Origin of the sequence: Paenibacillus polysaccharolyticus, assembly GCF_023714295.1 — a bacterium.
Lineage (GTDB): Bacteria > Bacillota > Bacilli > Paenibacillales > Paenibacillaceae > Paenibacillus > Paenibacillus polysaccharolyticus_A.
In genome coordinates this window covers 38465-63305 of the sequence record NZ_JAMAUN010000008.1, presented here as the reverse complement: position 1 = coordinate 63305, position 24841 = coordinate 38465, and the positions used below count along the sequence as shown (strand labels likewise).

At 47.5% G+C, this 24841-nt stretch carries 18 protein-coding genes; 5 read left to right on the top strand and 13 right to left on the bottom strand.

Going from position 1 to position 24841, the window contains the following annotated elements; translation table 11 throughout:
* Positions 1 to 281: 281 nt before the first annotated feature.
* A complete protein-coding gene (locus tag M3629_RS18735) occupies positions 282 to 2054 on the bottom strand; it encodes a glutamine--tRNA ligase/YqeY domain fusion protein (protein WP_154891994.1) in 1773 nt (590 codons plus the stop codon).
* A gap of 282 nt (positions 2055 to 2336) precedes the next feature.
* Here M3629_RS18735 and M3629_RS18730 point away from each other — a divergent pair, with 282 nt between their 5' ends.
* The 3 genes from M3629_RS18730 (at position 2337) to M3629_RS18720 (ending at position 4365) form a co-directional block, all read left to right on the top strand.
* The gene (locus tag M3629_RS18730) at positions 2337 to 2594 is read left to right on the top strand and encodes a DUF2164 domain-containing protein (protein ID WP_251509330.1); all 258 of its coding nucleotides are present in this window, start codon (positions 2337 to 2339) and stop codon (positions 2592 to 2594) included.
* A 34-nt stretch (positions 2595 to 2628) separates the two neighbouring features.
* On the top strand, positions 2629 to 3177 hold the full coding sequence (locus M3629_RS18725; RefSeq protein WP_090924183.1) for a GNAT family N-acetyltransferase: 549 nt from the start codon (positions 2629 to 2631) through the stop codon (positions 3175 to 3177).
* A gap of 219 nt (positions 3178 to 3396) precedes the next feature.
* A complete protein-coding gene (locus M3629_RS18720) occupies positions 3397 to 4365 on the top strand; it encodes a LysM peptidoglycan-binding domain-containing protein (RefSeq protein ID WP_251509328.1) in 969 nt (322 codons plus the stop codon).
* 142 nt (positions 4366 to 4507) lie between these two features.
* Here the strand turns inward: M3629_RS18720 and M3629_RS18715 are convergent, their stop codons facing one another.
* Both M3629_RS18715 and M3629_RS18710 read right to left on the bottom strand, forming a co-directional pair.
* Entirely contained in the window at positions 4508 to 5296 is a 789-nt protein-coding gene (locus tag M3629_RS18715; RefSeq protein ID WP_251509326.1) for an SDR family oxidoreductase, read from the bottom strand.
* 52 nt (positions 5297 to 5348) lie between these two features.
* On the bottom strand, positions 5349 to 5846 hold the full coding sequence (locus M3629_RS18710; protein ID WP_090924180.1) for a GNAT family N-acetyltransferase: 498 nt from the start codon (positions 5844 to 5846) through the stop codon (positions 5349 to 5351).
* A 351-nt stretch (positions 5847 to 6197) separates the two neighbouring features.
* Here M3629_RS18710 and M3629_RS18705 point away from each other — a divergent pair, with 351 nt between their 5' ends.
* Positions 6198 to 7337, top strand: a complete 1140-nt coding sequence (locus M3629_RS18705) for a methyltransferase domain-containing protein (protein ID WP_251509324.1) — start codon at positions 6198 to 6200, stop codon at positions 7335 to 7337.
* Between the two features lie 118 nt (positions 7338 to 7455).
* Here the strand turns inward: M3629_RS18705 and M3629_RS18700 are convergent, their stop codons facing one another.
* The 7 genes from M3629_RS18700 to M3629_RS18670 form a co-directional block, all read right to left on the bottom strand.
* Positions 7456 to 10854 (bottom strand): GH36-type glycosyl hydrolase domain-containing protein, encoded by a 3399-nt coding sequence (locus M3629_RS18700; RefSeq protein ID WP_251509323.1) that lies wholly within the window; start codon positions 10852 to 10854, stop codon positions 7456 to 7458.
* A gap of 300 nt (positions 10855 to 11154) precedes the next feature.
* Positions 11155 to 12144, bottom strand: coding sequence for a LacI family DNA-binding transcriptional regulator (locus tag M3629_RS18695; RefSeq protein ID WP_251509321.1), 990 nt, complete (start codon positions 12142 to 12144; stop codon positions 11155 to 11157).
* A 654-nt stretch (positions 12145 to 12798) separates the two neighbouring features.
* Complete coding sequence (locus M3629_RS18690) at positions 12799 to 13716, bottom strand: class I SAM-dependent methyltransferase (protein ID WP_251509319.1); 918 nt, start codon at positions 13714 to 13716, stop codon at positions 12799 to 12801.
* Between the two features lie 207 nt (positions 13717 to 13923).
* The gene (locus M3629_RS18685) at positions 13924 to 15147 is read right to left on the bottom strand and encodes an MFS transporter (protein ID WP_251509671.1); all 1224 of its coding nucleotides are present in this window, start codon (positions 15145 to 15147) and stop codon (positions 13924 to 13926) included.
* Positions 15148 to 15313: 166 nt separating this feature from the next.
* On the bottom strand, positions 15314 to 17377 hold the full coding sequence (locus M3629_RS18680; RefSeq protein WP_251509670.1) for a molybdopterin-containing oxidoreductase family protein: 2064 nt from the start codon (positions 17375 to 17377) through the stop codon (positions 15314 to 15316).
* A gap of 535 nt (positions 17378 to 17912) precedes the next feature.
* Positions 17913 to 18770, bottom strand: a complete 858-nt coding sequence (locus M3629_RS18675; RefSeq protein ID WP_251509317.1) for a formate/nitrite transporter family protein — start codon at positions 18768 to 18770, stop codon at positions 17913 to 17915.
* Between the two features lie 254 nt (positions 18771 to 19024).
* Positions 19025 to 20386 (bottom strand): FAD-dependent oxidoreductase, encoded by a 1362-nt coding sequence (locus M3629_RS18670; protein ID WP_251509315.1) that lies wholly within the window; start codon positions 20384 to 20386, stop codon positions 19025 to 19027.
* 523 nt (positions 20387 to 20909) lie between these two features.
* Between M3629_RS18670 and pelA the strand changes: the two genes are divergently transcribed.
* The gene (pelA, locus tag M3629_RS18665) at positions 20910 to 22106 is read left to right on the top strand and encodes a pectate lyase (RefSeq protein ID WP_353056756.1); all 1197 of its coding nucleotides are present in this window, start codon (positions 20910 to 20912) and stop codon (positions 22104 to 22106) included.
* Positions 22107 to 22258: 152 nt separating this feature from the next.
* Here pelA and M3629_RS18660 read toward each other — a convergent pair whose 3' ends face one another.
* The 3 genes from M3629_RS18660 to M3629_RS18650 all read right to left on the bottom strand — a co-directional run bounded on the left by M3629_RS18660 (position 22259) and on the right by M3629_RS18650 (position 24609).
* Positions 22259 to 22738, bottom strand: a complete 480-nt coding sequence (locus M3629_RS18660; RefSeq protein ID WP_251509313.1) for a glutathione peroxidase — start codon at positions 22736 to 22738, stop codon at positions 22259 to 22261.
* Positions 22739 to 22803: 65 nt separating this feature from the next.
* Complete coding sequence (locus M3629_RS18655; RefSeq protein ID WP_251509311.1) at positions 22804 to 23622, bottom strand: ferric iron reductase; 819 nt, start codon at positions 23620 to 23622, stop codon at positions 22804 to 22806.
* A gap of 102 nt (positions 23623 to 23724) precedes the next feature.
* Positions 23725 to 24609, bottom strand: coding sequence for an ABC transporter ATP-binding protein (locus M3629_RS18650; protein ID WP_090924170.1), 885 nt, complete (start codon positions 24607 to 24609; stop codon positions 23725 to 23727).
* Between the last annotated feature and the right edge of the window lie 232 nt (positions 24610 to 24841).

Genomic DNA, 24841 nt, shown 5'->3' with positions numbered 1-24841 from the left:
TAAGGATGAAGGAGCGCCCCTTTTAATGCTTGTGCAGCTTGTTACTCTCGAAACTTGGTGCTCTAACTCTAACCCTAACCATTCAAGCATTCGGTGGATGAATTAACCTCACGGCTACAGTTGGGTTACCCACCAGCTCTGTCCCATGCTACTGTTGTACGTCTATCTCATGCTGTTGTGCGTCTGTGCTACTGTTTCCGTCTATCCCACTCACTTGTTTGTCTATCTCACGCTCTTGTACGTCTACCTCATCCCATATCCTCTTGTATCTACTTTATACCTTATGCCTTCGGCAATTGGAATGAGCTTTTCAGCGATACAACCCGGTTGAATACGGGACGGCCTGGCTCGGAGTGCTTTGGATCAACACTGAAGTAGCCGTGACGGAAAAATTGGAACTTGTCCTGTGATTTCGCTTCTTTCATCTCTTGCTCTACGAAGCCGTGAACGATCTCCAGCGAGTTCGGGTTCAACTGATCCAGGAATGTTTTTTCCGGTTGCTCGGCAGTCTCTGCTCCAGCTCCAGTTACATCGGCCTCAATCTCAGCCCCTGCTACAGCAGCGACAACCTCTGCCTCCGCTTCTGCTTCCGGTGCTTCTGCCGAAATCAACGGCTCGTACAAACGGAATTCTGCGGGTACCGCTTGAGTTGCCTCTACCCAGTGAATCGTGCCTTTCACTTTGCGGCCCGTAAAGCCGCTGCCGCTCTTCGTTTCTACATCATATGTGCAGTGGATCTCAACGACATTACCATCCGCATCCTTAATTACGTCATTACATTTAATGAAGTAGGCATGTTTCAGACGAACTTCATTGCCAGGGAACAAACGGAAGTATTTGTTCGGTGGATTTTCCATAAAGTCGTCTTGCTCGATATAAATCTCACGGGAGAACGGAATTTGGCGGTTGCCCATCTCCGGATTTTCCACGTTATTTTCGGCCTCCAGCCACTCCACTTGTCCCTCAGGATAGTTCGTGATAACCACTTTGAGCGGGTGCAGGACAGCCATGGTGCGCGGAGCTTTCAGTTTCAGATCCTCACGAACAAAGTGCTCCAGCGTTTGCAGATCGATCACGCCTTGGCTTTTGGAAATGCCTGTTTCGAATACAAAATCACGAATCGCTTCCGGTGTGTACCCCCGGCGACGCAAACCCGAGATCGTTGGCATACGCGGATCGTCCCAGCCATCGACATGGCCTTCATCCACAAGCAACTTCAGCTTACGTTTGCTCGTTACCATCTGAGACAGGTTCAGGCGGCCAAACTCGTATTGACGCGGCTGACTTTGCATCTCACACTCTGCAACAACCCAATCATAGAATGGACGTTGATCTTCAAACTCCAGAGAACACAAAGAGTGTGTTACGCCTTCAATGGCATCTTCCAGCGGGTGTGCGAATGCGTACATCGGGTAGATGCACCATTTGTCGCCCGTGTTATGGTGATGTGCATGAGAGATACGGTAGATGACCGGATCACGCAGGTTGATGTTAGGCGAAGCCATATCAATCTTGGCACGCAGTACCTTTTCTCCGTTCTTGAATTCGCCTGCACGCATGCGTGTGAACAGGTCGAGATTCTCTTCCACCGAACGCTCGCGGTATGGGCTGTTTTTGCCCGGCTCGGTCAGCGTTCCGCGCATTTGACGGATTTCGTCGGCGCTTTGATCGTCGACATAGGCTTTACCTTTTTGAATAAGCAAGACCGCACGGTTGTACATCTCATCGAAATAATCCGAGGCAAAACGTTTCTCGTTCCACTCGTATCCGAGCCATTTCACGTCTTCCTGGATGGAGTTCACGTACTCCACGTCTTCCTTCACCGGGTTCGTGTCATCAAAGCGCAGGTTTGTCTTGCCGCCGAACTCGCCGCCCAGCGTAAAGTTGATCCAGATCGCCTTCGCGTGACCAATATGCAGATAACCGTTCGGTTCCGGTGGAAAACGGGTAATAACTTCCTGGACTTTGCCCGACCGGAGGTCCTCGGTAATGATATTTTTAATAAAGTTAGGTGGGGTTGTGAATCGGTTGTCCACAGTTATCAAACCTTTCATGAATGGATTGGAGCTTGCAAAAAGTACAATAGTACAGCAATTCCGGGTAAAATTCCTTAATGACGAAACCATTTCCTGAAAATATCTTCTTTCATGGAAAGTTTCGTACGCGTTTCATTTAAATATACCTTTAACGGGGAAGGAGTTCAATAAATAACAACATGAAAATCGGGATCAAACGCACACGCTACCCGATTCAAGTTAGGCCCAATACCATTTTGACGAGTTCGCACGAATCATGTAGCATATGAGTAAAACTAAATTTAAGGGAGGGTTTCCCAAGTGAACGCGCTAAAACTGACCAAAGAACAGCAGGATGAAGCCATTCGCACGATCCAGTCGTATTTTGAAGAGGAACGCGGCGAAGAATTGGGCGATCTGGCAGCATGGGGCGTCCTCGACCTGTTTATGACACAGCTTGCTCCCTACATATATAATCAGGCACTCCGTGACGCACGCACAACGGTAAACCAGCGCATGGCCTCCATGGAAGAAGATCTGTTCGCTCTGGAGCGCAAATTGCCCCGGCCTCCCCGCTAATCTACCTATTATATAAAGAAAGAAGGTTGCAATCATGTTTACCTATTCATTGGATGAATATACGGAGCTTCGCCCGCTTTTGATGGAGCACACCAAACCGCTGTTCGAACTGACGGACCGTTCCAGAGATCAACTGAGACATTGGCTGCCTTGGGTAGATCAGGTGACCGACATTGAACATACATCGAGCTTTATTACGAACGCGTTAAAACAAGCTGCGGAGAACGGCGGCTTCACAGCCGGCATCTGGTTAAAAGGAGAACTTGCAGGTATCATCGGTTTCCACGAGATTAACTGGACAAGCCGTTCCGTAAGCATCGGATACTGGCTTGGTAAAGGTTTCGAAGGACAAGGCCTAATGACCAGTGCCTGTCGTGTCTTGGTGGATTACGCCCTCGTGACACTGGATCTGAATCGGGTCGAAATTCGCTGTGCCACCAACAACAAACGTAGCCGTGCTATTCCGGAACGACTTGGCTTCGTGCTTGAGGGTGTCATTCGCCAGGCGGAAAAGCTGCCTAAGGGATACGTCAATCATGCGGTATACGGCATGTTACAGCATGAATGGGAACTTTTGCGATAAACCTGCCTTACATAATGGACATATCATCATACATCACCCTAATCCGCTTGCCCTTTGTCTGTGACGGCACATGTCCCATAGATGAGGGGTATTTGTGGTTAGGACCCATTTTTTACTTCCCCTTAAGGTTGAACTCATCTCTGCTTCATGCTCGGTGCCTAAGATAGCGTTGTGGCTGTATAACCACAAACTCTATTCAAGGAAGAAGGATGATCACGGATGAAGAAAACCACAACATCAAAGGCAGTCAAAGTAACCAGCGCTTTAGCTTTAACACTTGCACTTGGCGGGGGCTTGGTGGCAACAACTGCGGTTCATGCAGACCCTGCGGCGAAAGCATCCGATGCACTCCAAAACAAACGCACTGCCCCGATGGGGTCCCATATATTGAAACCACCTGGCGAAGCGGAACGAGGACTAGGACCTTGGTTCGGGCCTCATGCTGAAGAAGTTCTCTCTGTGCTGGGCATCACCAAAGATGAGTTGAAAGAAGCCATTAAAGCAGACAAGTCCCTTGCTGAAATTGCTGCCTCAAAAAAGGTTGAGACACAGACGCTCATTGATAAACTGGTAGCCACGGAGAAAAAGGAACTGCAACAGCAGCTTACCGACTCCAAGATTACACAAACCCAATATAATGAACGTTTGGCCGCTCTTACGGAGCGCGTGAGTGAACTGATAAAAGAAAAACCATCCGCATTACGCGCGAAAAAACCAGAACATCCTGTGCCTGGAATGGGTTTGCCTGGACGGGGGTTTGGCCCTGAAGTCGATCGCAACCTGGACAAGCTTGCGTCTTTACTCGGAGTGACCACCAATGAATTAACTTCATCACTCAAAAAAGGGGATACCCTCGCAGCCATTGCCTCTGCCCAGAAGGTAAATGTGCAAACCCTTATTCAGCAGCTTGCAACCGATAGAACGGCCGATCTGCAGCAAGAGTTGAAAGACGGGAAAATTACACAGGCTCAGTATGATGAACGGGTTGCCGATCTAACCCAGCGCATCACAGACCTTGTTAATGGCAAACGCCCATCCGTTCGGCCCGAGCATCACCATGGCTCTCGTTTGAAAGACGAGTCTGGCACCCCAGTTAAACCTTTGCCAGAGAACGACAAAACAGACAAAGCAGGCACGACAGATCAGGCAGGTACAAGCACTTCTGATCTTAGTAAAGATCCTGCATAACCAACCGTTAGCAAGCAAATCGTACGTGGAATCTCACCTGTCTCTACATCCCTACAGGATGATTTCCATGCCAAGCCCCTCCTTCCCACGCTGTCAGCAGTGGTGAAGGAGGGGCTTTAATGTTTATCAGGTACATCATCCTTTAGAGCGCGCGCACCATGCCACCATCCACAATTAATGATGTTCCGGTAATGTAGGAGTTGGCACCAGACAACAGAAATACGACAGCTTTGGCGAATTCCTCCGGCTGTCCATAACGCCCCAGCGGAATCTCTTTACGGAACTGCTCGGCAATCTCGTCTTCACTGACTCCATTCTGTTCTGCCCTCGCCGTATCCAACTCACGAATCCGATCTGTTGCGATGCGTCCAGGGGCTACGGTATTAATCAGTATGCCGTAAGGTGCAAGCTCCTGAGAGAGCGTCTTGGCAAGACCAAACACACCGGTACGGAACGTATTGGATAAAATCAAACCCGGAATGGGCTGCTTCACCGACGTGGAGGCAATGTTGACGATATGTCCTCCGTTTGACTTCATATATGGAAGCACACCGCGAATCAGTCTCACATAACTAAGCATGTTCAGTTCAAACGCACGCTCCCAGTCCTCGTCGGTCAGCGACTCGAACGTACCGGAAGGCGGGCCGCCTGAATTGTTGACCAGAATATCGATCCGCCCAAACTGCTCCGCTGTCTTCTGGATCAGTGCTGTAATGTCCTCTCGGCGTGTTACATCCGTTGCGACATATTCCACACGTCCACCGCCACCAAGGGAGATTAACTCTTCCTTCACTGCAGCAAGCTTGTCCTCGCTTCGGCTGGCCAACATCACATCTGCACCTTCCAGTGCCAGCTGTGCCGCAACTGCTTTGCCCAGGCCTCGACTGGAGGCCAGCACGAGTGCTTTTTTACCGCGAAGTCCCATATCCATTGTGTATTCCTCCCTAAGCAAAGTTTGTTCCCCTACACATCCGTCTAACCGTTTAGGCATCAATAAAATAAGCCATTAAAATGTCGTCTACATCCCTGCCACCGATTCGGAACTCAGATACAAGCCTGCCTTCGGTTATAAACCCACATTGCTCATAGAAGGCAACCGCTCCCGGATTGCTCGATAATACACGCAGTCTGAGTTTACGAATGCCCTGCTCCAGCGCGTGTTGCTTCATCGCTTTCATTAGAGCTGTTGCCACACCAGAGCGGCGAAAATCCGGATGAACAGCAATATGGATTTCATAGACATGCCGATTCACTGGCATCCCCGTAGGGGGATGGAAGCCCACGTATCCGCATACCTGATCCTCTTGTACCGCAATGAGCTGACTGCCAGGAGGACAATATTGCAAATACTGCTGTCTGGATCTCCATTGCATCGGTGCAGGCGAGGTGGATGCATTCCAGACCAGCATATCCAGCTCCATTAGCTGGTTTGCATCCTTCATCTCAGAAGCACGGATTTGATACGTATGACTGGTGAACATGCTGATTCAACCTTTCGATATCTTCATTCAATTTTTTGATTCGCTTCATTTAAATATCTTTTTCCTAGCTTGATTACGCTATCTTTATCATGTTCTTTGTTCTGTTATCTATTGTAGCATAGCCGCCGGGAGGACTAAAATTCCACCTTCGTTTGACCAAATCATGAAAGATTAGAGCACAAATAAAACGTATCTAATGCTCACAAATGGTACACACCAGAACCACAGATTAGAAGATGCGATGCCAGTGTATTGCAAAAAACACTTCACCTTGCCGTAACGTCATACTTTATACTGATTCCATGGTAACAATTATAGATACGGTTCAATAAGGTAAGGAGGTACATCCGATTGAATATCAAAGAAGCCGCATCTCGGCTTGGGATATCGGCAAGGGCCATTCGTTTTTATGAGGAAAAAGGGTTAATTCAGCCTGCCAAGCAGTCCGGCAATGGATACCGCACTTATACGGAGAATGATATATGGCGTTTGCAGACAATAGCGGCGTTGCGCGAGATTGGCATGTCTTTGCAGGACATTACTCAAGCTCTCGCCGAGATAGATCAAGGTAACCAGCAGGGGTTAGAGGAATATTTGGAACTGCAACAAGCAGTCATGTATGCCCAGTGGATAGAGCTGAAGCGAATGATGGATACGACCCAGCGTATGATCGACCTGAACCGTCAGGACGGTTCACTGGATGTCAGCCATTTGCATGATCTGGCTGGCAGTGCACGCCGTCTGCGGGAAGCAAGACAGAACTGGCATGACCGCTGGAATTATGATCAGCAAGCGGCCCTCCATGATCAGCGGGTTCAAACTATGACAGATACAGAGGATTACACTCCACAAGCAGATTCAACCCTATCCACGACTGCGTCCTCAGGCCACGTACAAATAACAGCAGACAAACCATTTAACCTATACCGTAATTACGACGAAGCATTAGAACAGACCTTGCAGTCTATTGCTCCTCAGCCTGGAGAAACTGGCTTGGACATTGGCACTGGGACAGGCAATTTGGCTGGCAGAATGCTGCGTCAGGGTGCTGTCATGACCGGGATCGATCAATCACGGGAAATGCTGCGAACATGCCGCCTCAAGTATCCTCAGATGCAGGTGAAGCTTGGTAATTTTCTGGCCTTGCCTTTTGCCGAGCAATCCTTCGACTTTGTTGTATCCAGCTTCGCCTTCCATCATCTGGGCCCGGATCAGCAACAGCTCGCTTTGGAAGAAATCCAGCGTGTGCTCAAAGCCTGCGGCACGAGCAGAATCTGCCTCACCGACCTGATGTTTACGGACTCTGCCCATCGTGACGCTTACCTACGACATGCCAAGGTCACAGGCGACAAGGAACAACAACGCGCTTTGCACGAGCGCCATTTCCCATTGCTGGACGAATTACACTGCCGTCTGACTCACCTGGGCTACGAGACCAAACATGTCCGTCATAATGAATTATTGCATACCGTACTTGCGGTTCCGCTATAATAGCAGGTATCTGACAACAACCTCCTGCAAAACACGAATGATATAGGAAAGAGCCAACTCTCCGAAAGGAGGTTGGCTCTTATTGCTGGTCTCGCTAGAGAGGACAGCAATGACTAGTTTACATATAAATATCAACAATCGTACGCTCAGCCGCGCCGCTTACTTCTTTGAACGCATCCAGTGAGATGCGCACCCCGCCTTGACGATAACGGTTCACTGTACGCTCACCAGCCACGTCTTTGCCATTCACCGTTACACGGCTGACAGCTTTCTCATTCAGGTGGTAGATAAAGGTTACCGGTGTGCCTGCATATTCAAATTCAAATTGCATGCCGTCCAGCTCAGCTGGCAGTACCGGGTCAATCACCAGATTACCACCTTCCTGACGAATACCCAGTGCATTCGAGATCAGCTGATTCATGTAGATTCCAGGACCGCTGGAGTAGATTCTCCATCCGCCTTTTACCTCAACCGTTCCTTTACGCAGCTGGTCAAAATGTTCCTGCGCCTCGTAGCGGGTGTTGAACTTGCCGTCCGAACTACTGAAGTACGCATTCGCTTGGCGAATCTCCGCGTTAGGTACAACCTCGCGGATACCCACCGGATTGATCATCGCCAAACCGTTCCACACTTGATTCGTTTTACCCAGCTTCGCCATCGCTTCCACGTAACGGATGTGGGCATGCACGTATTGCAAACCGATCTCACGTCCGAAGTTGGACGCTTGCTCTGCACGTTTGAAGTGTGTGCTCACACCGCCTGCATATTGCGCCGGACGGTTCATCAGACGTACGCCATCCGGGCAGAGGAACTGCTCACGAATGAGTGCATAGTGTGACTCAGCCTGTTCTGCGTTCAGCAGTTCACCGATCATGCTGCGTGTCATTGGCAACAGACGATATTGGATACCAGTCTCGGTGTCTGTCGGGTGTAGCATCAGCTTCGCCCGATCCGCCTCTTCCATGTACACAAAGCCTGGAATTACATCTGTGCCCAACATGTAACGGTTGAAATCCTCGCGGATGCCCTGTGCCAGTTCGGCAAGCTCCTGCGCAAAAGCTTCGTCTTTGGACTTCAACGCCTGTGACAACACGTTCACGGACTGATACGTCAAGGCAACCGTCCAGCTACTCACCATGTATTGCTTGAGTTGTGCATTAGCTGGTTGCAGGGTATCATCCCAGTCTCCATCTCCATAGGAGGACAGGAACGTATCGTGCAGGAAGTGTGCACGGATATACTCGATCTCTTTTTTCGCGTGATCCAGTACGGTTGCTGTCTCTTCTGTGAATCCAAAGCTGTGTTTAACCGTATAAGGCACTTTCTCATCCAGAATGGCATAATCGCGTGTCGCAGTAAGGTAATCTGCCAGCACTTTCAGCGGCCATACGATGATATCGCCATGGCTCTCTTCCTGTTGAATCGCAAAGTACTTGTCAAACATAAACCATTGCGGCCAGTTACCATCATCTTCGTATTGGTGTGTGTACACCATTTTGATGATATCGCGAACCTGCTCATATTTTTGAGTGGCCATGAAATACTCCACCGGACCTTGGCACACATCACGTGTACCCCATGCCGCACCGCCGTATTGCTCCAGACCATGAGGCACAGAGTAGTGAACCAGCATATTATGCGTGTACCACCAAGCAAGGGCATTAACTTTGAACAAATCTTCTGCATTCTGGCTCTCGCCGCGGGACAAGCGGAAACCATTCATGACACCTGCAAAGAACTCACGGTATGCCTGCACTTCTTCTTCAAAAGAAAGAGTAGAAGTTGCTGTGTCAGCACCACCAGTCACCTGACTTTCCAGCATGCCCTGAACCTTCAGCGTCCATTCCGCAGTCTCTTCTAAGCTTAACGTTACAAGTGAAGCAGCACCACTGCGAACACCGCTGGCGAGCAGTGTTTCGTCCCCGGCTTGTACAGAGGCACCTTCAACCGTCATGCGGTACTCCAGCTCAGGATACGTTCCTGCACTCAGGGACTTCGAATCCGCTTTGAAAATCAATGTGTTACCATCCTGCGTCATGTGCAGTGGATATTCGTACTCATTCACGTTCATCGTAATCTGGTTCGTCACCAGGTAACGATAAGCTTTGCCACTTGTAGAGCGCACATTCATGCGTACTTCTGTAGCATGCGTCGTGGTGTAATTCGTTACGATGAGTGTATCGGACTCCATTTTGTATATCCAGCGAGCATAGTTAAACCCAATCTCGAACAAAGACGGCATCGTCAGCAGACGATATTGTCCATCGATCTCAACATAGATGCGTTGTCCGGCCGTTTTTGGCACGTTCAGAGCATTGCGGGCATTACTGATCATTTTATTAAAATTGGTGTTACCAATGACAAGCTGTGAGTTAAACATTCCGTACATATACGAGGTGGTTGTAATAACCTGTGCTCCAAGTTTTACATTACCGCCGCTCATCAGAATATGTCCGTGTGGACGCTCCACCATCAGTTCTTTGGCTTTCAATACGATATGCTCGTAGGATTCGGTAAAGAAGGACAACAGTTGATCCCCGCTACGTTCTTCCTGATGACGGTCAGGGTACAGCTGGTTAATCTCTTCCTGCGTCAGATCCAGTGCCGCCAGTGGCTCACCCAGAGATGAGGAAAGTTTCACCTGTTCAAATACTTCACCTTGTTCTGCGTTCAAAGCCTGTACTTCGTTCCATGCTGCTGCAACTTCATCTCCATACTCCAGTGCGGTAATACCCGATGCATGGTTAGGCTTCGCCAGTCCGTAGAAAACAACCTGTGCCTCACCGTTCAATTCCAACAACTCGGATTGCAATGCAGTATAAGCGAACTCATACTGGTAAGTTTCGTTTGCCAGAGACGGGCGACTCAGGCTTTCAGGTTGATTGGTTTCTTTGTAAGATAGTCCGAAGAACTGGAATCCATCTGTTGAGTAACCCACCGCTTTGGTCAAAGAGCCTTGTTGCATGTAAGGGAACACGCCGCCCTGTGGCTGGTTTTGACGTGAACATACCACATAGCCTTTTGCATCATCTTCAAATACCGTATGGTCGATATATTGCGACAGATAGGCTTCATTACTACGTACTGCGCCCGGATCAGCAAGTCCCACATCTTGTCCATACACCACATCAACACGCTGCTGTTGTCCTGTAATTTTCACATCCCAGAACCAGATTCCTTGCGGGGCAAGCGTAAATACAACTTTATACTGGATCGCCTGTCCTGCAGGGTTCGGTTGCACACTGCCTGTCCAGATCAGCTGACGGTCTGCATGTAATTTGCTCGTAGATACTTGGCTACCGGAATGCACGCCGAGGAGAGGGAAGGAAAGAATCTCCCCATTTTCTCCGTATACACGCAGGTATAGATTATTCAAAGACCCATCAATCGGGTTGCTAAGTAGTTGATTCAGCATGGTTGAGCCGGAAGTGGCTTGATACAAATCTCCACTGTTCAAAAAAGTAAATGTGACTTCTCCGGCTGCCAGACGAATCGTTTCATTCATGGTTGTTGCCATCTCTCTATCACTCCTTAAATTAGTTTACGACTTAAAATCGAAACGTTTCGATACTTTTGAAAAAGAATAGGGCTCCCTTTGAACCGGTCGTTCCCGACCCGTTCCAACGATAACCCTCATGCTGTAATACAAGTAACACATTGTGTTCACTTACAGATCACACTTCTCGTCGTTATGTATCCATCTTAGCCAAGTCTTGCTGTGATGAATACTTGCTGCCTTTTGCATCTACTGCCCCAGTTGCCACCAATATTACATACCATGATGCAAACTCGGTAACCTTATTTCCTACTCTCGACCTTAAGGAGACCCCACGGACCCGCGCTCTACCAGATCAATCGTTAATGTATAGGATGGATTAACACTCTCTCCATTCAACATCTGGAACAGCAGATGCCCGGCCAGTGATCCCGCCTCATGCTTCGGCTGACGAATCGTGGTCAGCGGTGGTTGAATATATTCAGACAGCTGGATATCATCGAATCCAATAACGGAAACATCTCTCGGCACCGAAATACCACTCTCTTCAAATGCCTTCAGTCCACCAATAGCCATCTCGTCATTCCCGTAAAACACTGCTGACGGCAGCTCTCCCTGCATAATCATCATCTTGGTCGCGCTGAAACCGCCCTCGCGCACAAAATTGCCGTTCAAACGCCACTTGGATTTTTCGGTAAGTCCTGCTTCCCGCATCGCTCGGAGATACCCCTGGTAACGTAGCGCATTATCATAGGAATTGGACGGTCCGCTGATATAAGCAATATTCTCATGCCCCGCTCTTATTAGACGGCGAGTCGCCAGATATCCTCCCTGCTCTCCATCCACCAGTACGCTAACAAGATGATCGCCAGATAGCTGTCGATCCATGACAATAATGGGGAATCGCGACCCGGCAGACTGAACCAAGATATCATCATCGATGTTATGAGCCAGAACAACGGCTCCGTCCACTCTTTTTTCACGCAAAAAACGTACGGCCGTTGAATCCCCTCCACCCATCGAGCTGCACGCAATCAGGTCATACCCGTTCGCCAGCGCCACATCCTGCACACTACGAATCAACTCGGAGTAATAAGGTCCCGACAAGTCTGTCAAGATTAGCGCGATGGTATTGGTCCGGCTCCGTTTCAGATCCATGGCAAAGCCGTTTTTACGGTAATTCAGTTCCCGTGCTGCCTCAAGCACTTTGGCTTTGGTCTTGGCACTAACCTTGCTGTCCCCATTCAATGCATAGGAAGCAGTGGAGAGTGCTACACCCGCCAGCTTTGCCACATCCTTGATCGTTGCCATTCCTAGTTCGCCCCTTCTTGCTTCACTCGTCCATGACTATTTCGTCCTGTTCTCTGTTCCATTATAGTTACTATTCATTGTGATGCATATATTTTGAGATGAGTTTCAGGGTACCTCTAAAGTATGTTATGGTTGTACTATTATTATAAATCTTTAGTTGTTTCTAAACCATTTCAATTATGGATCGAAACGTTTCGAGGTATTTCCAAAAAAATAATTCATGCTCAACCTTCTTGTCTCTCTGCTGAAGTACAAACAAAACTGTAGTCACGATTCGTTCCTTCGTAATCAAATTCTTCTTAATCATATAAAAAGAAATATTGAGAAATCTGCTCTACACAACAGATTGAAACGTTTCGACATTTTCATTATAGTCGCTAGTGATAGCGATTTCAACCATTTTATTTGATTTTCGCAGAAAAGAAGAACATATTCAATACGTTCATATCTCACTTTGAACCTCACACTGCCTTCAACGCTTATGTTCAGCATCGATTGTAAAAAGAAGACTTGCTTTATAGGAAAGCCTATACCTCAAATTGTCCCAAGATCAGCCTTAAAAATCCAACCTAAGATCAAAATAAAGATTATAGATAAATACCCATATAAAGCAAGTCAAACGATCTAAACGAATGAGACTTACACAGGATCAGATTACTTTTTTACCGCATGAATAAAATGAATCGTCTCAAAAGCAGACAAGTCATCTGTTCGTTGACTGAAATACCGCTCCTGTACTTCTTCAGGGGATAGATGCTCATAGATGAGAAGACCTGCTTTTTCCAGCAGATGCTCCATGTCTTCATACGTGAAGCAGGATAACATCGGTTCGCCCCCCATCGCAGCCATTTTGACCATATTTTCGACACGGTTATATTTGCCCTTTTCCTGAAAGAAATGTTCATCCGCATAATCAAACACGATTGAACTTCCAGACGGAAGAGGTGCAAAAGCGTGATGAATTAAACGACAGAGGTCTTCTTTGGGCAAATAATACGAAACGCCAAGCAGTGTAAACATGGTTCTCGCATTTCGGAATAGGCCGCTCCAAGAATCCGTACGAACCATCTCACGGGTAAAGTCCATGGGTACAAAATGAAGATTGCGTGGAATAACCAGCTCTGCCTGCCTCAAACGCTCTTTCTTTAACTGCTGTTCCGATGGGAGATCTACCTCGAATATGTCCAACTCATCCCCCAATTCCGGGTGTCTAAACGCAAACGTGTCCATACCGGCACCAAGAACAATCATCTGTTTCACGCCCAGCGCAGCTTCCTGCAGCATCACCTGTTCACTATAGGCAGAGCGAGCCAGCGTGATCGGTGACAGCTGGACTTGGGTTATCCATTTTAATATCTGATTTGAATCACCCCTGAACTGATGATCCGCATCCGGGTGAAAGAAATGAATGCCTCGTATCATGTTTTCGCTAATTGTTGCGAACTCTTCTGAAGTGATCAGTTTTCGACTTACAAAATCATTAAAGATAAGTGGTTCATCATGCTCCATATGGTAGGCTCGGGCAAATGCTGAAATCAGAGACGTTATACTGGACTCCTTCTTCTCGCTCATCACATGTTCCTCCCGTATCAACAAAAATAAGGTCCCCCTGGCCAGGAGAACCTTAGTATATACGGAAAGTTTTTATATGTAAATTATAGCATATAAAAACTTTTTTGTCAATCTCATTTTGAGATAAGTTCATTAGAATCTATATTATTTCAGTCGTCTCTGTTGTTTAGATTCAGTATGTTCATTTTGTCCGTTTCACTTGGAATCCTATGCGTCCAAGCCGTATTCTCGAGTCTCCCGGTTACGGTTCAGCGCAGCATGTAATACAAATCCAAGCAGGGCTATTGCAGCCGTCCCGGTTGCCAGCCATGCTACAGGGATTAAGCCCTGTCTATCATACATAACCCCCATCGCATACGGCCCAATTACACGTCCAACCGCTCCAATTCCGCCCGAGACACCGATGTAAAAAGGGGCTGCCCTCCCCGCATGCTCCGATATAAATGCCGGTGTTGCCGGTGAGATTAACATCTCTCCGAAAGTAGCGAGCACCATCGCAAGTACCATGCCCGGATAATTGTACATCGTGATCATAACAATGTAGGCGAGCCCATAAAATATGGCACTTGCTGTCATCTGGGCGCTGGAGGTACGAGCCATCGTACGTTTTACCCAACTGGTGAATGGTTGCCCCACAAAGATCAGCACCCCGTTAAGTGTCCAGAGCAGACCGTACATTCTTTTCTCCAATCCTTCTGAAATAATATACGGGGATACGCCTGTATTCCAAATCGAGTTTCCAAATAAAAGGAACAACACGCCCAGACTCATAAACAGATACAGCCGGGTGTTCCCCAGCAGTGTCCAGATGCCCGGACCGTCTGGTACGGTTTTGCGTTTCGTCAGCTGCACTTCTCCCTGCTCCGGCTCCGCCCGGGATAGATAAAACCAGAAAAACACTGCAAATCCTGCTGAGGTCACCCCGTTTAACACAAAGCTCAGATGATATGAAAAGTCAGCGAGAAATCCGCTAAGTGCCGTTCCAATCGCCACACCGATGTTGTTCGCCACATAAATAATGTTAAACAGTTCTCCGCGCCGTTCTGCAAACCGGAAGCCGATAAACGCTTGAATTGCAGGCAACGATAATGAACTGAATAACCCAATCCAACCCATTGCACAGATAAAAACAACCCAGTACGCGCTAATCCAAGGCAATGCGAACAATCCTGCCGCGTTTAGTGCAAGCGAACCAATGATTAGTTTTTTCACACCTACACGATGGTATAGAGAGCCACCAAGCAACTGTCCAAAAATACCACCCAGAGATTGAATCAAAATAACAAAACCTGCGTTTGCCATCGTGCGCCCCAGCTCGTCGAATACATACATAGTCGTCAGCGGCCACATGAGAGCACTACCCGTGGCACTCACCATGCTTGCCAGCAAAAACACTTTCACTTCTTTTGGATAGTTATCCAGCCATCTCAACATTTTACCCATACTCCTTACATCTTCTAGCCTGACATACCCTTACCATTGTCCGCACAAAAGGCTCCCGCACACGTGGCACAACTCGCCACGGCGGAAGCCTGTAAGTTAAAGATTTTATAATATGAATCTATATTACATCAAAACTATCTGGCTGCAAGCACATTCATTGCCGCTTCACTTCAACAGTGGCCGAGAAAAAGGTAGCACCGTTCCCCATATCCGACAAGCGGCTGGATGTCAGTGAATTAGAACGCTGTTTTTTACCCTCGCCGTCCCACCACAGTCCTTGACTGATGACCGTTCCCGGAAGCATGGCATCCGTCACTTTGGCGGTCAGTTCAATACGTCCGCGTTCATTCCATACCACAACGGCATCGCCATCCTGTACTTCGCGGCGAGCCGCATCCTCTGGATGAATTTGCAGTAGCGGCATCTTCTCCAAACGTTGATGTTTAGCTGAATTGCCAAAGCTGGAGTTCAGGAAATTATGGTTTGGCGGCGACACATACATTAGTGGGTACGCATGCTCTGGACCAGCAGGATTCTCTCCATCAAAACCTTCAACTAGCGCGGCGTATGTCGGTAATGGCGGTAGTCCCTTCTGCTGCATCTGCTCGGAGTATAATTCAATCTTGCCTGATGGCGTAGGCAGATGTTCCAGGAAAGATTCGTGGGCCGACATGTCCAGCTTCACAAACCGCTGTTGCTTCAGACGATCCAGTGTAATCCCGTTCATATACGGGTTCTCCGTGCCCTGAAGTGCATTCTCAATCATTTGCTCCGGCTTCTCACCAAAGATGTCCGCATCATAACCCATGGCTTGTCCAAGTAACGAGAACAGCTCCACATTGCTTTTACTCTCGCCGATTGGTACGATCACCGGCTCTTGTAGCTGGACATACTGGTGCCAGTAGGACAGGTATAGGTCTGTTGCTTCAAAAGATGATGTCGCCGGCAGCACAATATCTGCATATTTTGCCGTATCCGTCATGAACAGGTCATGAACCACAGTAAACAGATCTTCCCGTGCAAAACCTCGCTCCACTCGTTCCGTATCCGGTGCTACCACCAGTGGATTGCTGCAGTAAACGAACATAGCCCGGATCGGCTGCTCCGCCTCCAGCAATGTTTCGCCAATCCGGTTCATGTTTACGACCCGCGGATTGGCATTTTGCCTTAGGTCAGGCCGCTCCAACGCGTCACCGTTGGTGCTCCCGTAGCTGTTCGTGCGAACTGCACCGCCGCCGCGCTTCAGCCACTGCCCTGTAATTGCAGGCAAGCAGGCGATGCTGCGCACGTTCATGCCCCCATTGTCATGATGCTGCAAGCCATTGCCAATGTGAATATGAGCGGCCTGCGCTCTTCCGTAGAGCTGTGCCAGCTCTACAATCGTTTCTTCCGGCACGCCTGTAATGCGTGCTACGCGCTCCGGTGTGTAACTACGGACATGCTCGCGTAGTGCTTCGTGTCCCACGGTATATTTTTGCATAAACGCTTCATTCGTCAGTCCTTGCTCAAACAGCACATGCATCATTCCCAGTGCCAGCGCACTGTCCGTACCCGGATAGAGCGGGATGAACCAGTCCGCCCATTGTGCCGTACGATTTCGGTGAACGTCAATGACAACGATTTTGGCACCGTTCTTACGAGCCTTCTCCGCCAGTACAACCTGATGCATATTGGTGCTGACAATGTTCCCACCCCACACCACAATCAGATCTGCATGCTCTGTATCCTCAGGCAACGTGCCGTGGTTGGCTCCCATCGTATATTTCCAGCCTGTGTTACCGGCAGCATTACATATCGTCTGCTCCAGCACGCTTGCGCCAAGCGCATTGAAGAAACGCCGATCCATGCCGTCGACACCTAGCACACCCATATTACCGTAAAAACTATAAGGTAGAATGCTCTCAGGTCCATACGTTGCAGACAAGTCTTTGAACTTTCCTGTGATTTCCTGAATCGCTTCGTCCCAACTGATACGCTCGAACTTGCCTTCACCTTTGGCGCCGACACGTCGCATCGGATATTGAAGTCGCTCGGGATGATACACCCGCTCCGTCATATTTCGAACTTTATTACAGATTGCACCCTTCGTAATCGGATGATCCGGATTACCGGTGACCTTCGTAATTTTACCGTTTTCTTTATGTAATAGCAGACCACATGTGTCTGGACAATCGAGCGGGCATACCGCTGGAAATACACCATTCTCCTGTTCAATCATCATTGGGCTCCCCCTCTTTCAATAGCTATCCCTATATCATATCCCGTTCAGGGTTATAACGTAAAGAGAACAGAATGAATCGGCCAAATCTTCATCATTGCTGGGTAGCATGTTATGTGTGCAAACTGGTCATTCCATTCGAAAATTTTAATTTCGAAAAAAGTTTTCTGCCTATGATTCATTCCCTGAAACCGGGGGTAAATTAAGAACAAGGCATTAGGCTGGTGTTTCCCCACTTCCTCCTCATGCCATATCATGGACCACTCCCGAAATTCGCCATGCTCAGGTTTCGTTCCCCCGAACCTTGTCATGGCGAATTTAATTTTGGGCAAAAAAAAGATAACCCTATCTCATCTCCCCACGACCTAGCCTGTCGTAAAGCGATAAGTTGCATCATCTCACTTCGTATTCCGTATTCTTATCTGATAACTCCCCGTCCCCAACTTAATTCCGCGAGCCATTTTTGCTTAGACTCTGACTATTCATGCTTGCGAATAAGATGCACGATGCTCCTAAGTGTCGACTCTGTCATCTGTTACGCCTGTTTACTCCACAACGCTCTGCTTTCTGCTTCTACAGGAGAAGCTATAGCAGAAACAACCGTATCCGGCTTGACCGCTGGCTCTGTTTTACGCAGATAGACCATCCAATATGCAGCCGCCACGAACAACGCTCCACCCGTCAGATTACCCAGCCAAACCGGGATAAAATTCATGACATACTGACCCCAGGAATAATGCCCCTCAAAGATCGCCGCTGGAATAAGAAACATGTTGGCCACAACGTGCTGAAAGCCAATGGCCACAAACGCCATCGTTGGAAACCAAATACCCAGAATTTTACCGCTCATCGTATCGGCTGCATAAGACAGCCAGACAGCTAGCGCTACCAGCCAGTTACAGCCTATGCCTGAGATAAAAGCTTGCAGGAAGCTATCATGCAATTTATGTCCTGCCATATCGACCACTTTAGTCAGGTATACACCATCTGCGGTAAGCCCAAGGACATGACCGAAGAAAAATGCCACAAACAGGGCACCAAGCAGGTTACCCACCGTAACGAGTAGCAGGTTCTTCAACATAGTGGCTGGAGAGATTTTACGCGTGATTGCAGCGAGCGGTACAGCCATCATATTACCCGTCAACAGTTCTCCGCCGCCAATCAAAACCAGAATCAGACCTACCGGGAATACTGCCGCTCCGATAAATGTTGCTATGCTCCCCCACTCCGGTGGTGCAGATGCAATTACGCGAATATCGAGCAGAAACCCGAGCGCGATAAAGGCTCCCGCCAGGAAACCAAGAATCAGCACAGAAGAAACCGGATTCTGTGCTTTCTTAACACCAGCCTGCGCCGTATATTGTGCAACCTCTAAAGGCGTTTTGGTCGCCATATGTCATCCTCTCCTTTGTCTTCAATCCGTTCGCAGATATTGAATTCATCTATGGTTTTATTGTATCTCGACCTAACCGAAAACTTTGTGCAATTAATCACAAAGTAGTGCAAAGTTAATCCCATTTCCCACCTTAAATAAAAAGAAGGAAGACTGACGATATAATCGCCAGCCTTCCTTCTGTCTTTATTTTAGTTGTATCCAATTTTAATATCGTAGCTTGGCCGCCTACATTCATGACTCACCTGACCGATTTACACCAGCGCTGGCGCTTTGACTTCTACCGGAGGCAAGGCTTGCAGCCCTGCTGTGTTCAGGAAGTTCCAAGGTTTGTTGTAGTGCGGTTGGAAGAAGAAGTCGATAAACGCCAGCTCATCCACCGTCATGTTGTTCTGAATACAAACCGAGATCGTATTGATCGACTGCGTCAGATCCACTTGTGACATCACCTGCGCACCGACAATCCGGCGAGTCGCTTGTTCGTAAACCACTTTAAGCAACAGTTTCTCAGCCGTTGGCATGAACTCAGGGCGGTAGCTGTCTTCCAGAACAACCGATTCGACAACAAGCCCCTCTTCTTTCGCGGACATCTCGGTCATTCCTGTTCCTGCAATATTTTGCTCATAAATTTTGATGCCCGATGTGCCCTGTGTTCCCATATAAGGTGTCGTTGGACGAACCAGGTTTCTCGCTACGAGTGTACCCATCCGCACGGCGTTTGTTGCCAGTGGAATGTAAGCCGCTTTGCCGGTTGGATTGTAGTGGATCGCACAGCTGTCACCTGCAGCAAAGACATCTTCCTGACTAGTTTGCATATATTTATCGACGATAATTGCACCGTTTGGCAACATATCCACTTGGCCTTTAAGCAGCTCTGTATTCGGGCGGAATCCGATACAGAGAATAACCAAGTCCGTTTCAAATTCCCCTTTGGATGTGATGACTTTGGATACCTTGCCGTTCTCGCCTGCAAATTTCTGTACGGTTTGACCGAGAGCCAGTTTAATGCCTTTATTCGTGAGCGTATCTTCAATGCCATCCGTAAATTCAGGATCAAGGTATTTGTTCAAAATACGATCCACGCTGTCGATCAGCGTCACTTCTTTACCGTTCATCTGGAATGCTTCGACCAGTTCCACACCGATGTATCCTGCGCCGACTACAGTAACACGTTTCGCATCTTTGGCTTTTTCGATAATAGTGTTGGAGTGATTGTAGTTTTTGCAAAGCAGGATGTTATCCATCTCGATGCCTTCCAGCTTCGGTATAACTGGCCATGAACCTGTAGTCACGATCAGTTTGTCAAATGTATCTTCAAATTCTTCCCCGGTTTGCAGATTTTTAGCCCGCAAAGTGTGGCCTTTGGCATCCACTGCTGTAACTTCGTGAAGCATCTTGGTCACTACCCCGAGATCTGCCAATTGATTCGGCGAAGAGTAGAACAGGCCGTCAGGGTCTTTGACCACTCCACCTACGTAGAGCGCAATACCACATGACAGGAAAGAGATATTATCATTGCGTTCATATACGGTAATGGTGGCATCCGGGTATAATTTGGCGGTATTTACGATGGCTGCTGTTCCTGCGTGTGTACATCCGATGACTGCGATTTTCATGAGAGTTCCTCCTTGGAGTATATAAAATAATGAGTTTAATAAACATGGTTAAGGTTGTGAAACATTTCACTATTTATTCGGTAGATCACTTGTGATTTATTTCACTTTATACACTCATTATAATGTGATCTTTTTCACAATGCAATAGGTTTTGCAAAAATAAATTCAATTTCCTCATAAAACATGCGACAGTTCTACTTTTGTCTTAAGTTCTCCATAGATTTTTATACGTTATAAGTACGGACCCAATCTTATTTTCACTGCTTACATTTTCCCCGAGTTGCCTATTGCTTATGCCCTCCAAATCATTCAAATTCCGTTTTAGCGCAGTGCCAGCTATCTTCTATCGAACACACAATAGGCAGGATGAATGAACAGTATGCGAAAATGGATGCCATTTAAAATTAAAGGTTGATTTCTTTATTAGTAAGCGCTTACAATATATAGAATCCTTTTATTGGATTATATGATATATATGTTCCATATTTAGCTTGAAAAAATAATAGCTTTAGGAGGCGTTCACTTGAGTAAACTTAAATTGTTAGCACCATTACGCATCATACCCCTTGCACTTTCTATGGCCATGATCACTGCCGCATTAGTCACTCCACATGCCGCTGCTGCCGATGTTAATGCTTCCTCCGCCCCAGTGACAATTAAAACCGAAGTGTTGCCGAGCCAGAAATCCAGTTCTACCCTTGTAGATGTGTCCTCTTTGTTGCAGAAATTCAGGGATATAAGCAACTTCGCGACTGGGGATCTCGCCAAAGATACGGCTTATGCACTGAATATCGTATCCTGGCAGATGCCACACGGCGGCTTTTACAAAGACATGGAGAAACAATATGCTGCCCCTTGGGATGGTGTAACCGAGCGTTCTGGCTGGAAAGACCCGAATGGTGTTGAGCTTGGCACCTTTGACAATGATGCTACAACATCGGAAATCCGCTTCCTGACTGAAATGTATGTCAAAACCGGTAATCCGATTTTTAAAGACAGTGTCCGCAAAGCCGTTGATTTTATTCTCATGTCACAGTACCCTTCGGGTGGCTGGCCTCAGGTCTATCCTAAACGCAGTAATTATTCGGATGCCGTAACGTACAATGACAATGCGATGGTGCAAACGATGATTCTACTAGATGATATCACCCAGCGCAAACACGGGTTTGATAATGATATTCTGACGAGCCAGGAACGCAGTAAACTAAAGCTTGCATTAGATAAAGGTATTGCTTATACGCTGAAAGCCCAGATTATAAATAAGGGAGTACCTACTGTCTGGGGTGCACAGCATGATCCTGTGACCTATGAACCGTTACCTGGCCGAGCCTATGAGCTGGCTTCCAAATCGGGATCAGAGTCAGTTGCCATTACCGCTTTCCTTATGTCTCTACCTCAGACACCTGAAATCGAACATGCTGCTAAAAGCGCATTGAAATGGTTTGATACCGTTCGTGAAGATGGCACCAAATACAATCGGCAAGGACCCGTTTATTTCGAACCTGATGCTAGCAGTGTCATTTGGTATCGTTTCTATAACGTCGATGAAGATGTTCCTTTTTACGCAGATCGGGACGGCAAAAAATATATGAACATTCTCGACATCAGCGAAGAACGCAGACATGGTTATTCATGGGCAGGAAGTTATGCTCGTAATCTGCTGAAGCTTGCCTCCGAGCAAGGATATTACCAAGTCCATAAGCCACTCCCCAAATCATAATAATTTTCACATAGATCTAACTCGTGACTTAAGTACTTAAGAGTATCCAATACAGATACAACGCTTTAAACAATAAAAAGAAGCCTGTCTCTGCAAAATAGCAGGACAGGCTTTTCATCATCATACGTTTACCTTACAGCAGATGTAGCACATTAATCGAGCAATTTCTCAATCGTTGCACTCATGGACTCTGGTGATTCCTTCGGTTCAACGCGGCCAACAACTTCACCTTCGCGGTTCACAAGGAACTTGGTAAAGTTCCATTGGATGTCGCTGGTTTCACCTGATCCAGGCTGTTGTTCTTTCAAATATTGAAAGAGGGGATGAGCCTCTTCTCCGTTCACATCTACTTTTGCAAAGACCGGGAAATTAACGCCGTAGTTAACCTGGCAAAAGGATTCGGCTTCTTCGCTTGTCCCTGGCTCCTGGCCCCCGAATTGGTTACAAGGGAAACCAAGTACGACGAGGCCTTGATCACGATAACGGTCATAGAGCTTCTGCAATTCACCGTATTGCGGGGTCAATCCACATTTACTCGCTGTGTTTGCAATAACGAGCACCTTGCCTTGATACATGTCCAGTGGCACTTCCTGATTTGCGGTGGTTACCGCCTTGTACGAATATACGGACATTGCTAATTCCTCCTATGAGATCGTAATATCCCAATTATAAACGTGTTCAAGTGTGAACTTCAAATTTACCGGGAAGCCACAATCGCCTCATATCGTGTTTGCCGCTCGGCTTTACTCAGTTTGGGACAGGTGTAACAATAATCTTGGCCTCCATCCACCTTATAATACAGGCAACATGTTGATTTCATTAACACCTTCTCCCCCGGTTGATACGGGCTGTCGATTTCTACCGGCTTGAATTTCAACAGGTTTTTACGTAATCCCAGCACTTCCGGTGGCATCGTAATCACATGCTCATATCCCTGAATAACAGCTTCTCGCTCCTGATCTGTAATCTCCATCTGGACAGCCAGCGTTTTGAACCATCTCAGGATCGACGCCAGCTGTGCCCACATCTGACCTGTATTCGCCCCACCAGCCAGTGCCACCCCTTCAATTAAAGGTCGAAGCTGTTCTCCATAATAAGCTGTGAGCATCGCCTGGCGCGTAGATGTAGAAGCTACGACTGAGTTAGGCTCGCCGTTAATGGGTGGTGCGGGATGAACCTGTTCAGTATCATTTAACAGTTGAAAATGAAATGCAGGATACCCATCTTTTACGATAAGCTGCACTTGGATATTATCCAGTGAGAGATCCAGCAGCGAGTCACACATCGCGTTTACATAGTGAATGCCTAACAGCAGTCCACGAACGGAATGCATGAAATATACCGCTGTGGTCTGCAAGCTATCTGCACGTAAATGTTCGTTGTATGCTGTCAGCATATCTCTTGCCTGCTCTGCATCGCATAACGAAGCCAAATTTATATTGTTAATGGGATTTGACGCAGGTTTAGTCGAAATACGTGCATATTGTTCAAGCCAGGTATAATTGATAGCGCCCATGAATAAAAACCTCCTGTGAATGCGAATGAGCCGCGTGCTAACAGCGCACAGCGGCTTCATTTCTATAATTCAGGATCGTACATCCGATCCGACTCGTTTATTTTAACTACCTGTTGCTTGCACACGATGTTCCGCACGACCTGCCGCATGAACCATCGCACTGTTCACTACCTTGGTCTCAGGAGCAACGGGTTTTGGACGTTCCCCAGCGAGCGCATATGGCAGGCAAAGCGGTACATTGGAGCGCGGGTCCATAACGATGTCGGCTTCAATGTTGAACACTTCACGCAGTACGTCTGAGGTCATTACTTCTACAGGTGAACCTTCAGCAATCGCTTTACCCTGCTTGATACCAATCATGTGCTGTGCATATCGGGATGCATGGTTCAGGTCATGGACGACCATCACAATGGTACGATTAGCGGTAGCATTCAGATGCTCCAGTAACTGTAATACTTCAAGCTGGTGAGCCATGTCGAGGAAGGTTGTCGGCTCGTCCAGGAACAGAATATCTGTTTCCTGTGCAAGTGCCATAGCGATCCAGGCACGTTGACGTTGTCCACCGGACAACTGATCGATCGGACGGTCATGGAACTCCGTCATGCCAGTCACTTCGATTGCCCACTCAATCATGCGTTTGTCTTCTGCACGCATGGAACCGAATCCTTTTTGATAAGGGAAACGACCATAGGAAACCAATTCTGTAACGGTCAGCCCTTCCGGTGCTGTAGGATTCTGAGGCAGAATCGCAAGTTGCTTGGCAACTTCACGCGTAGACTGCTTATGGATGGATTTGCCGTCGAGTAACACGCTGCCTGCCTTCGGAGACATAATACGCGCCATCGTCTTCAGTATCGTTGATTTCCCCGAACCGTTGGCTCCCACAAGTGCGGTAATTTTCCCTTGGGGAATCTGAATGTTCAGATCCTCAACAATAAGTCTTTCCTCATAAGCGATATCCAGCTTGGACGTCTCCAGACGAAACATGCGATCATCCCTCTCTCATTAATCCCGGTATGTATTCCGGCTATGATAACGACAACGAAATTGAAATTATATACTGATTCAATACTTCTGAATTTTCCGACGCTTTAACCTTTTAAAATAAAATGTTTAATCTGCTACACTAAAGATACTGATAATCATTATCACTTGTCAACCGAAAATCCCAATTTTTTTGATGGTATAAAGCATTTTTTGCTCAAATTACGTATCTCAA